Annotated in this window: 10 protein-coding genes and 1 pseudogene; 9 read left to right on the plus strand and 2 right to left on the minus strand. The window is 39.9% G+C overall.

Annotation, left to right across the window (positions count from 1 at the left end; all coding sequences use genetic code 11):
- From BVH04_RS06685 to BVH04_RS06720, 8 genes and pseudogenes are all read left to right on the plus strand, one after another.
- Positions 1-918 carry a glycosyltransferase family 2 protein gene (locus tag BVH04_RS06685; protein ID WP_086540695.1) on the plus strand — a complete coding sequence of 306 codons (918 nt, stop codon included), beginning with the start codon at positions 1-3 and terminating at the stop codon, positions 916-918.
- Positions 915-1,682, plus strand: a complete 768-nt coding sequence (locus BVH04_RS06690; protein WP_086540696.1) for a class I SAM-dependent methyltransferase — start codon at positions 915-917, stop codon at positions 1,680-1,682. The genes BVH04_RS06685 and BVH04_RS06690 overlap by 4 nt, the downstream gene beginning before the upstream one ends.
- 16 nt (positions 1,683-1,698) lie before the next feature.
- Positions 1,699-2,853 carry a glycosyltransferase gene (locus BVH04_RS06695; protein WP_086540697.1) on the plus strand — a complete coding sequence of 385 codons (1,155 nt, stop codon included), beginning with the start codon at positions 1,699-1,701 and terminating at the stop codon, positions 2,851-2,853.
- 298 nt (positions 2,854-3,151) lie between these two features.
- A pseudogene (gene tnpA / locus BVH04_RS06700) lies at positions 3,152-3,612 on the plus strand (IS200/IS605 family transposase).
- 103 nt (positions 3,613-3,715) lie between these two features.
- On the plus strand, positions 3,716-4,819 hold the full coding sequence (locus tag BVH04_RS06705) for a glycosyltransferase family 4 protein (protein WP_086540699.1): 1,104 nt from the start codon (positions 3,716-3,718) through the stop codon (positions 4,817-4,819).
- A gap of 110 nt (positions 4,820-4,929) precedes the next feature.
- Entirely contained in the window at positions 4,930-6,189 is a 1,260-nt protein-coding gene (locus BVH04_RS06710) for a glycosyltransferase (protein ID WP_240510852.1), read from the plus strand.
- 247 nt (positions 6,190-6,436) lie between these two features.
- Positions 6,437-7,657: a hypothetical protein gene (locus tag BVH04_RS06715; protein ID WP_169714378.1), complete on the plus strand. Its 1,221-nt coding sequence runs from the start codon at positions 6,437-6,439 to the stop codon at positions 7,655-7,657.
- A gap of 531 nt (positions 7,658-8,188) precedes the next feature.
- Complete coding sequence (locus tag BVH04_RS06720) at positions 8,189-9,160, plus strand: polysaccharide deacetylase family protein (protein ID WP_086540700.1); 972 nt, start codon at positions 8,189-8,191, stop codon at positions 9,158-9,160.
- A 397-nt stretch (positions 9,161-9,557) separates the two neighbouring features.
- On the opposite strand, the gene BVH04_RS06725 is transcribed toward BVH04_RS06720, so the two are convergent.
- Positions 9,558-9,803: a hypothetical protein gene (locus tag BVH04_RS06725; protein ID WP_086540701.1), complete on the minus strand. Its 246-nt coding sequence runs from the start codon at positions 9,801-9,803 to the stop codon at positions 9,558-9,560.
- Between the two features lie 150 nt (positions 9,804-9,953).
- Positions 9,954-10,181 (minus strand): hypothetical protein, encoded by a 228-nt coding sequence (locus BVH04_RS06730; RefSeq protein WP_140160538.1) that lies wholly within the window; start codon positions 10,179-10,181, stop codon positions 9,954-9,956.
- A gap of 435 nt (positions 10,182-10,616) precedes the next feature.
- On the opposite strand from BVH04_RS06730, the gene BVH04_RS06735 reads away from it, so the two are divergent.
- On the plus strand, positions 10,617-11,051 hold the full coding sequence (locus tag BVH04_RS06735; RefSeq protein WP_086540703.1) for a hypothetical protein: 435 nt from the start codon (positions 10,617-10,619) through the stop codon (positions 11,049-11,051).
- Positions 11,052-11,214: the final 163 nt, after the last annotated feature.

Consider the following 11,214-nt stretch of genomic DNA (forward strand, 5'->3'; position numbering starts at 1 on the left):
ATGGTATCTGTTATAATTCCAACATACAATTCTGCTGAGTTTATATCACGAGCTATAGATTCTGTTATAGACGATTCACTAGTTGGAGAAGTGTTTATTGTTGATGATGCCTCTACGGATAATACTGTAGAAGTTATAAATCAATATTTGCCTAGTAGTGAAAAATTGATATTACTTACTCAAAGTAAAAATCAAGGAGCTTGTGCTGCAAGAAATATTGGACTTAAACACGCTAAATATGATTGGATTCAATTTCTGGATTCCGATGATGTTATTTTGAAAGGCAAATTTCAAAGACAATTAAAACTAGCTTCCAATGGAAACGTAGATTTAATTGTTGGCTCCTATTACAGGATTGAAAACGGGTTAAAAACTCAAGTCAATCCATTACAAAAAGATATTTTTCAGGCGTTTACTAATTATGCAGTAGGAAACACAAATTCCAATTTGTGGAAAAAAGAATTTCTAATTAAAATAGGAGGATGGCGAGAGGATTGGCCTTCTGGACAGGATTATGAAATTGTGTTGAGGGCTCTGAAATCTAATTCCTCTATAAAATTTGATAATGAACCTTCCAGTGAATATATAAAACGTTCGGGTTCAATTTCTAATACAGGGTCTAACAGGGGATGGCAAACCCAAATAATGTTACGATTAGATTTAGCAGATTATTTATTTGAATCAAAATTAATGAATATAATTAGATCAGTAAATCTTCATCGAGTTATATACAATAAGTTAGTGCTTTTGAAAAGAGTTGAAGAATTAAAAGATGAATATGAAGCATTGAATAGTAGATTTTTGTCCAGCCAGTGGTACTCATTTACTCATGTTCTATTAGGATCTCCTAAAGCACTTCTATATTTTATTTTGGGGTTCAAAATAGCTGAGAAGGCAATAAGATTAATTAAAAAATGAAAAAATATATAGGTGATTATTTAAGGTTAAATCTTAAAAGTGATTTTGATTTTTTTGATTTTGTTCCAAACGAGGAGGATTTAAAAATAATAGATTCTGCCCCAGGTGTGTGGTCAATTGATCATCAATTGGTTCGAGGTTTCCTTTTCTTGATAGAAAAGTATAAGCCTAAGTCTATTCTTGAACTGGGAGCTGGTTATTCAACAATTGTATTTACTTATGCTAAAATATCTGGAAAAGGAATCGAAAAAGTAATTTCCTTTGAAGAGGATCCGAAGTGGTTCAAAATACCAGAAACTATCAAATCATTAATTGATTTGGAAGATATTAACATAGTTGATTCTAAAGTAAAGTTTAAATTTGGGTTATTCGGAGTCTACGCTTTTTATCAGGCTACAAAAAAATTTAAATTTAAAGATACTATTGATTTGGTGTTTATTGACGGACCTCAGTTTTTTTATGGTAGAGAGGGAGGACTAGATTATATCTTTAAATTTCTGAAGGAAGGGAGCTTAATTGTTATGGATGACGCAGGCCGTTATATAGACCAATGTGTAATATTTAAGTGGTTAAAAGTCTATAAAGGCTTAGAGTTGGTTTATTTTAATGAAAAGTACGGTGATAAGGGACTAGCAATTTTAAAGGTAAAATCTCCACTGAAACGGACTTTCTCAATTTCCGCTTTTTTGTTAGGAATGTATCAAGGAATGAAAAGGATTTGGAACATAAATTTTAGTCGAAAAAAGAAAGTTCTTTCAATTTGAAAACTGAAAAAACAAATTGAAACTCCTTTTCACCCAAGACGCCCTCGTTAATGCAGGAGCGGAGCGAAGTCACCTGGAGATTTTGTCTCGGTTTTCTGAGGAAATTGATGTGTCGCTGGTCTATTTCTATCCCAAGCATGACCTGAAAGCCGAATATGAAAAAGCCGGAATCCGGCTTATTTTTTTGGATATCCCAGAATCCTATCATTTTCCCTTGGCTGTTTCCCGCTTGGTAAAGCTGATCCGCAGCGAAAAACCAGATCTCTTAGTCTCCAGTCTCTGGCGTGCCGATCAGATTACAAGGATTGCTTCACTGATTACTAGAGTTCCTTTGATCGGCACCCTGGTGAATGATAGCTATTCACCCATTGCCTGGAAGGATAAAAAGGGATTGAAACACAAAGGAGTGTATTGGCTGGATCGTATCACGGCAGGAATTCCGGTTCATTGGATTGCAAATGCACAGGCTTTGGCGGATTCGCATGTGAAGACTTTGGGATTGGATGCTTCGAAGGTATCGGTGGTGTATCGGGGGAGAATTGTTCCGGAAGGGGCGTGGGAAAGTAAACCTTCGCCTCGGTCCGTTTTTCCACAGACCGAAATACCGGCACCTAAGACCTTGGACGATTTTCAATTTTTGTCTTACGGCCGACTTTTAGAAAGAAAGGGATTTCAGGATGCCATTTTGGCTTTTTCCCTAATCTTAGAAAAATATCCCAATTGCACCTTGACCATTTACGGAGAAGGACCATTTCGTTTCCAGCTTGAATCCTTGATCAAAGAGCTGAAACTTCAGGAGCAGGTAAAACTCCCTGGTAAGGTTTCGAATCCAGCTGCCTTACTGCTCACTGCCAACTGTTTCTTGTTTCCCTCTTGGTATGAAGGATTCTCTGGTGCTTTGGTTGAAGCCATGATGGCTGGAATTCCGATTATAGCTTCAGATATCCCGATGAATCTGGAGGCCGTGGAGGATTCGAAATCAGCCCTGACCTTTCCCGTTACGAAGGTTAATATCCTTGCAGATACAATGATTTACGCTATTCGAAATCCTGAAAAGATGAGCCAATTAGGTTTTGAGGCCAGAAAAAGAGCAATTGAGCTTTTTTCTATTGATCAGATTGCCCAAGATTATGAATGTACGATTAAAGAGATATACAAAAGCTTAGCTTGAAAATCATCCATCTTATTCAAAAACCAGCCAGTTCAACCGCGCAGCGGTGAAATGATTATAGAAAGATAAGATTATAGCAAAGGATCAATTTTCGCAATTTCAACCGCGACGCGGTGATGAGATTATATAAAATGGTAAGATTATAGATTCATCGATTAACACCAATCCCGAAACTGCGACTCGGTGATATGATTATGGTAATTTTTTAGGTTTTGTAAAAATCCCCTCTCCTCAAATAACCATGGTTTTAATTGGCTATTTTAATGGGAAAATTCGACACACCGAATCTATTGAACTCATGGCTGGTACTTTTTCACAAATCTACATTCAATATGTTTTTGCGGTTAAAGGCCGTGAAAACGTACTTCAAAAACCTTGGAGAGACGATGTTTTCAAATACATATCAGGGATCATCAAAGGCAAAAATCAAAAGCCAATTATCGTGAATGGGGCTTAGATCATGTCCATGTATTTGTTGGCATCAAACCGGCAATTTGTATTTCAGATTTGATCCGAGATATAAAAAACAACTCATCCGATTTCATCAATGAGCAAAAATTTATCCCAGGACATTTTAACTGGCAGGATGGATACGGGGCTTTTTCCTATGGACATTCCCAATTGGATCATGTCTATCAGTATATCTTCAACCAAGAACAACACCATCAGAAAACTTCCTTCAAAGTAGAATACTATGATTTTCTTGAGAAGTTTGATATCGAGCATGAAGACAAGTACTTGTTTGACAGGCTGGATTGAATAGGTACGGCCCGGCTCCTTTCCTCATGTCTATGTCTTTCCACAATGGTTCGTATCCACAGAATGAAAGTTGTACTAAGAAATATATCGTAAACCTGGCATCTTGAAAATCATCCAACTTATTCAAAAGCCCCAGCGCAGAGGAGCAGAGATCTTTGCTGCCCAGCTGAGCGAGCAACTGATGCTTTCCGGGCATGAGGTATTATTGGTCAGTATTTTTGAGGGTGATTCAGAATTGCCATTTAAGGGCGAATGGATAAAATTGAACAGACCGATTTCCAATCGGTTTTTTGATTTAAAAGCATGGAGGAGATTTGCGCAAATTGTAAAGCAATTTCAACCGGATATCATCCAGGCAAATGCTGCTGACACGCTAAAATTCTCAGTTTTATCCAAGAAACTTTTTGGCTGGAAAAACCCAATAGTCTATAGGAATGCTAATCAGATGGGTGATTTCATCAGAAGCGAATTTCATCGACAAGTTAATCAAAGGCTAATTGATCAGGTCACTGCCACAGTATCGGTCTCCAATGCTTCTGCAGTAGATTTTAAGAATACTTTTAAATTTCCTGAAAATAAATCTGTTGTCATTCCTATTGGGATAGACCCCAAAGCGGTTGATTTCGCTTTGTCAGAAAAACTAGAAGTGGATCTTCCTAAAAGCTTTCTGCTGCAGATTGGTGGCCTGGTTCCGGAAAAAGACCCATTGGGCATGTTAGCTATTTTCCGCGAAGTGGTAAAACACTATCCAGACTTGAGCTTGGTGTTCTTAGGCTCGGGTGTTCTAAAAGACAAATTGGGTGCTAGCATAGGGGAACTTAGTTTGGAATCCAAGGTTCTTATTTTTCCCAGCCAAACCAATATTTTCTCTATCCTTTCCAGAGCAAAAGCCTTGGTGATGCCCTCTAAAATTGAAGGATTACCGGGTGTGATTTTGGAAGCGATGTATTGTAAAGTGGCAGTGGTGGCTTATGATGTGGGAGGGATTTCTGAAGTTCTAAAAAGTAAAGAAACAGGTTGGTTGGTAGAAGCAGAAAATTTAAAACTTTTCAAAGAAAGCATAGTGGAAGTCTTGGATTCTCCCTCGTCTGAATTGGAAAGAATCATTTCTGCTGCTAAAGCCCTTGTTTTAAAAAACTATCAAATTGTCCTAATTGCAAAGGAATTTGAAAGGTTCTATTTCAGACTTCTTAAATCTAAAACCTAATTCACTAATCTCTAATCTTTAATCCCTTAATCTCCAATCTTTAATCTTTAATCTTTAATCTCTTAATCTTTAATCTCTTAATCTCCAATCTCCCAATCTCTAATCTCCCTTTGAACAAAAAAATAAAAATCCTCCACCTAATCAAATCTCTTGGACGAGGAGGAGCAGAAAAACTAATTCCAGAAACAGCCTTGATGCATGATCAAGAGCATTTTGAATTCCATTGCTTGTACTTCTATCAACAAAAAAACAACATTGTGGATGAATTGGAGGCTGCAGGGATTCAGGTTCATCTAATTCCTTCCAGTAATTTGGGTTTATTTTTTCAGGTGAGAAAGGTGAGAGCATTTGCCAAGGAACTGGGAATAGATATTATTCATGCCCATCTTCCTTGGGCAGGCATACTGTCCCGATTTGTAGGCAATAAATTGAATATCCCCATTGTATATACAGAGCATAATACATGGGACAGATATAATAAGGTCTCTTACTGGGGTAATAGAATGAGTTTCAAAAACCAGGACATTGCCATCGCTGTTTCCAATGAGGTCGCACTCTCCATGCAGCTCAATTCCATGATAGACCCCTACAAGCGTGGCGGAAGAATGAAGATCAAAGTCATCCAGAATGGAGTGAATACGGAGGTGTTTAGGAGGATGTCGGATGCCGGGTGTCGGATGTCCGATGCTGACACGTCATTGCGAGGCGGAAGTACGACACCGAAGCAATTTGATCTTAATATTACTCCGTCGAACTTGCGCCCAAAAGATAAACTAATAAGCTCTATTGGAATTCCCCCGGAAGCTAAGGTAATCGGCATCGTAGCCGTATTCCGTGATCAAAAGCGTCTTTGGGTTTGGATAGATTTAGCCTTGAAGATCCTTCAAAGATGTGAGAATACCCATTTTCTGCTTGTTGGAGATGGAGAATGGAGAAGTCGGCTGGAAAAGCAAATCGTGGAATCTGGTAAATCAGCCCATTTTCATTTGGTGGGAGTGCAGAAGCAGGTTATTCCTTACCTATCCCTCATGGATATTTACCTCAGTACTTCCGAGTTCGAGGGCTTACCCATCGCCATGCTGGAAGCCATGTCCTGCGAAGTCCCAGTGGTGTCAACCAGAGCTGGAGGTATAGGAGAAGTAGTCCAGCACGGAGTGCAGGGCTTTTTATCCGAAATAGAAGAGTATGATGAATTAGCAGATTACTGCATTGAATTAATAACCCATCCCACACTTCATCAAAGAATGGCTACAGCTGCCCGCAAGCGTGTGGTAGAACATTTCAGCATGAAGAGGATGGTAGAGGAGTTGGAAGGGGTGTATGATTCCGTCATTGGTAGGATTGAAACGACAAAAACTTTTACAAACTAATTGATCATTCCGCGGCAATCTGCTGGTGTAATAGCAGATTGCTTATTGATTGTGGAGAAAAATAAACAGATTGCTTCGCTTTGCTCGCATCCCATAGCAATCTGTAATTCAATTAGCAGATTGCTTCGTCAAAACACGCTCCTTTTGTCGAGTGGATTTCCTCGCACTGACGGCTGTCTCACCGCAATGAGGTAAAAACATTACCTGCATTTTAAATTCCTCATTAAAGAAATTTTAAATTAACGAAGTGATCGGCGCCGTAATCCTCATCCTCATCCTCTTCGGCATCAGCCAACCCATTCTCGGTAATCTACAGCGAGAGCATAAATGGGTAAAGGCTGGTATGCTTAACCAGATTTTCTGGTATCACATGTTCTTTGGATTGGTGTATTGGGCTTATGCACAGTTAAACCGATCTGATTCTGTAAACTATTTTCACCATACCAAAGATTGGAGAAACTGGTTTGATGCTTTTTCTGCGGGGACAGACTTTGTCGAATGGTTAGCTTTTCCGTGGATTAATTGGTTTGGTTTTAATTATGATATGATGATGTTCCTGACCACTTGGTTAGGTTTCTGGGGGTTTGTTTATTTCTATCTGTTTTTCAAAGAAAACTTACGATTCAATCCCAAATTTGAAGGCTGGGATGCCATTACAATTTTTATGTTTTTGCCAAATATGCACTTTTGGACTGCATCATTGGGAAAAGGGGCCATTATTTTTGCAGGTATAGGTTTTTTGGTTTATGGCCTTTCCTGGCCTGCAAAGCGAATTTTTCATATAGCATTTGGTAGCTTTCTATGCTACATGGTTCGCCCTCATATCCTATTTGCAATTTTGATAGGGATGGGGGTAGGATTTGTACTGGGTAGGGAAAAAGTGCCTTTCTATCAAAAGTATTTGGTAGTCTTCTTTGCTATAGGGATGAGCATATTTGTGTACGAAGATTTGGTTGTTTATCTGGGCTATGATCCGAATAATTTGGTGGATAGCTTTGAAGAGGAGTCTGCTTTAAATTCTGGCAGATTGCAATCAGCAGGATCGGGTGTTGATATGGGATCTTACAGTATGCCCATGAAGTTATTTACCTTTTGGTTTAGACCCTTATTTATTGACTCTCCTAATTTGCTTGGCATAGCCATTTCTTTTGAGAATGCGCTTTATATCTATATGTTTAGCAAGGTAATCCACAAGGACTTTCTGACCTACATCAAGATAGCTCCTGCTATGGTGAAGATGTCTGCGGTGGTATTTATTTCTATCTCCATCTCCATGACCTTTGTGATGTCTAATCTTGGCATTATCATCCGCCAAAAATCCCAGATCATGTACTTCATGCTCTTTGTGGTAGTCGCCTTTATGGACTGGCAAAAAACCACCCGCATCAAAAAGCGAGGCGAAATCTTTAATCGAATAGTGGAGGAGGAGAGGAAGAATAGAGAGGAGGCGGAGAGTATTTCCACATAACAATTCATTTGTCCATCTGGAGAGAAAAGATGAAAAGGAGAATAAGAGAGGAGAGAGTAGAGAATGGGAGAATAGAGAATAAGAGAGTAGAGAATGGGAGACTAATCTCAAATCTTCCAATCTCCCAATCTCTGATCCCCAATCTCCAAAACTCTGGTCTCCCAATCTTCGGCCTTCTGAAAGGTTTGAATTAAGATCTCAGATTCTTTGAGCTAGTCGCTCATCTACAGCAAATATTGCAGAGGGATGGGGCAGGTTCCATTATCTGGATTCTAATAAATTTTAATATAATTCGAGAGGGGCATTAGCCGAAATTCCGGATCATCTTATTGAAGCAAATGACGAAAACTATATTTCAGACGAAGTTTTACACTCTCTCAGAAATGATCTACTTGAGTCGATTAGAGTCCTTAATGATTTTAACTTCTATCTAAAAAGAGAGTATGTGAATTCTTCAAAGAAATAGTGTCCAAATAACATAATTTCCAATCTCCCCCCCCGAAAGCTATCGGGGCTCCAACCTCCCACCAAATGCCCGGCACCTTCACCATATCCCTCGACTTCGAACTCCTATGGGGAATCTTCGATAAGATAGGAACTGGCTACAAACCTACTTACTTCTATAATACCAGAAAGATCGTCCCTGTGATGCTGGAGAAGTTTGCGGAGGCCAATATCGAGGCTACCTGGGCAACTGTAGGAATGCTCTTTGCCGCTAACGAAGATGAGTGGCGACATTACTCACCAGAGTTTTTACCGTCCTATCGTGATAGAAAATTCTCTGCATACGAGTGGGTAAAAATGTATGGAATTAGACCAGAAGTTCATTTCGCTCCCGAACTAATACAGCAAATTCTTGATACTCCCGGACAGGAATTGGGTTCCCATACCTACGCGCACTATTACACCCTGATGCGTGGACAAAGTCCTGAGCAGTTCCGTGAGGATTTGCAGGCCACCCAAAGAATTTCACAGGATAAATTTGGGGTAACTCTTGAATCTCTTGTCTTTCCCCGCAATCATATCAATGAACTGTATTTGAATATTTGCCTTCAGGAAGGGTATAAGTATGTGCGTGGAAATCCTCGCAATTGGTACTGGCAAGAAACCCAGCATGAAAACTTAAGTAAGAAAATCTTCCGCTCCGCAGATTGCTTTTTTCAGGTAGGGGATAAGACTACTTACTCCTTGGAAGAGGTGAAGGTAATTGAAGAGGAACCGGTAATTGTGCCTGCTTCCAGAATTCTCCGCCCTCAGCAGCAGTATAATCTGATTATGAATAAAAGCCGCTTGGCAAGAATTAAATCGGAAATGGAATATGCCGCCAAGCAAAAGGAGGTCTATCATCTCTGGTGGCATCCACATAATTTCGGTGGCAATCCAGAAAGCTCCATGGCAGAGCTGGCTGAGGTATTAAGTCATTATACTATGCTGCATAATGAGTATGGAATGGAATCCATGAATATGCGAAGTGTAGGACAGCTAGTAAAACAGAGTACTTAGATAGTCTAGTTTCTTCACATCACCAAATGCCAAAAAGCCTCGATGCAAATCGGGGCTTTTTTGTTTACAACTTTTGATGTTTAGCAAACCTCGAGGGTTTATATTACCCAACTCTGGTTCAAGACTTCAGTCTTGGACCCATGATAATGCAGTCTCCTGACTGCTAGCATCTTCATTACCTGCCTACCGAAGGTAAGTTCATTAATGAAAATTCGCTACCCATTATTAAAAAGGTTGAGGATTATATGCTTGAAACATCTCCACTTTTCCATTCCTCGGACATAACTATCTTTTCCAAAACAACATCCGTGGCCGAGGGAAATGGCCTTTATCTCTATATTACCTAGGGTTGAAACCCTAGGCTACCCATAGTTCGTCCCGATGGGACTTTTAGCAATCAAACCAGCATTGTATTTTTTAGCAGATTAGCCAGTTTCAAGGGCGGAAAGGGGGTCGTGGCAGCGGGCCAGCGCTTGGCCATGCGGGCAGAAGCTTTGCCACGACTTGGCTTTTTGGTTCTTTTGGGCCAAGCCAAAAGAACGGGAACAGAGAAAAAATAATCTTTTATGGATCGGTAATCCATTTCCAATTCGCCAATAACAATACTGATGGTTATGTTTTTTCTGATCAATCCTTTTTTCATACTCCGGCATTACTATCAATTTTCACTGGATCTCTGCGCCGGAGGCTGATATTTACTTAATTCGTCTTTCCCAGGGTTAAAACCCTGGGTTACAAAAATGCCGTCCCGATGGGACTTTCTATTACTTCACCAAGTAATTTATTTAGCAGATTAGGCAGTTTTTAGGGCGGGGAGGGGGTCGTGGCAGCGGGCCAGCGCTTGGCCATGCGGGCAGAAGCTTTGCCACGACTTGGCTTTTTGGTTCTTTTGGGCCAAGCCAAAAGAACGGGAACAGAGAAAAAATAATCTTTTATTGATCGGTAATCCATTTTCAATTCGCCAATAACAATACTGATGGTTATGTTTTTTCTGATCAATCCTTTTTTCATCCTCCGGCATTACTATCAATTTTCACTGGATCTCTGCGCCGGAGGCTGATATTTACTTAATTCGTCTCCCCCAGGGTTGAAACCCAGGGTTACAAAAATGCCGTCCCGATGGGACTTTTTCCGTTTTTGAGAGCCACTTCATTATTCACAATTCATCATTCTTCATTGAAAATATAGAAGACGGTCTTGTTTTAAAATCAATTCTCTTTTCATCCTCCGGCATCACTTTCTATTTTCACAAACGTCTCTGCGCCGGAGGCTGATATTTACTTAATTCGTCTCACCCAGGGTTGAAACCCAGGGTTACAAAAATGCCATCCCGATGGGACTTTTAGCAATCAAATCAGCCTGGTATTTTTTAGCAGATTAGCCGGTTTTTAGGGCGGGGAGGGGGTCGTGGCAGCGGGCCAGCGCTTGGCCATGCGGGCAGAAGCTTTGCCACGACTTGGCTTTTTGGTTCTTTTGGGCCAAGCCAAAAGAACGGGAACAGAGAAAAAATAATCTTTTATGGATCGTAATCCATTTCCATTTCGCAAATAACAATACTGATGGTTATGTTTTTTCTGATCAATCCTCTTTTCATTCTCCGGCATTACTATCAATTTTCACAAACGTCTATGCGCCGGAGGCAAAAATCTTTGTTTTTTCTTTACCCAAGGTTAAAACCCTGGGTTACAAAAATGCCGTCCCGATGGGACTTTTTCCGTTTTTGAGAGCTTTATTATTCACCCTTCATCATTCGACATTCTTCATTAAAAATATAGAAGGCGGTCTTGTTTTAAAATCAATTCTTTTTTCATCATCCGGCATCACTTTCTATTTTCACAAACGTCTCTGCGCCGGAGGCAAAGATGGTTGTTCTTTCTTTACCCAGGGTTAAAACCCTGGGTTACAAAAATACCGTCCCGATGGGACTTTCTGTAAAGTGGCTATTTGCATCATCATAAATACTCATCACTGATTTTTTAAAAATTCATTTTATTACCCAACTCCTTCTACCCTTTAGGGGTCACTGGCCAACTTCAGGCAAGCACAAAAATTTT

It is taken from the genome of Algoriphagus antarcticus, assembly GCF_002150685.1.
GTDB classification, from domain to species: domain Bacteria; phylum Bacteroidota; class Bacteroidia; order Cytophagales; family Cyclobacteriaceae; genus Algoriphagus; species Algoriphagus antarcticus.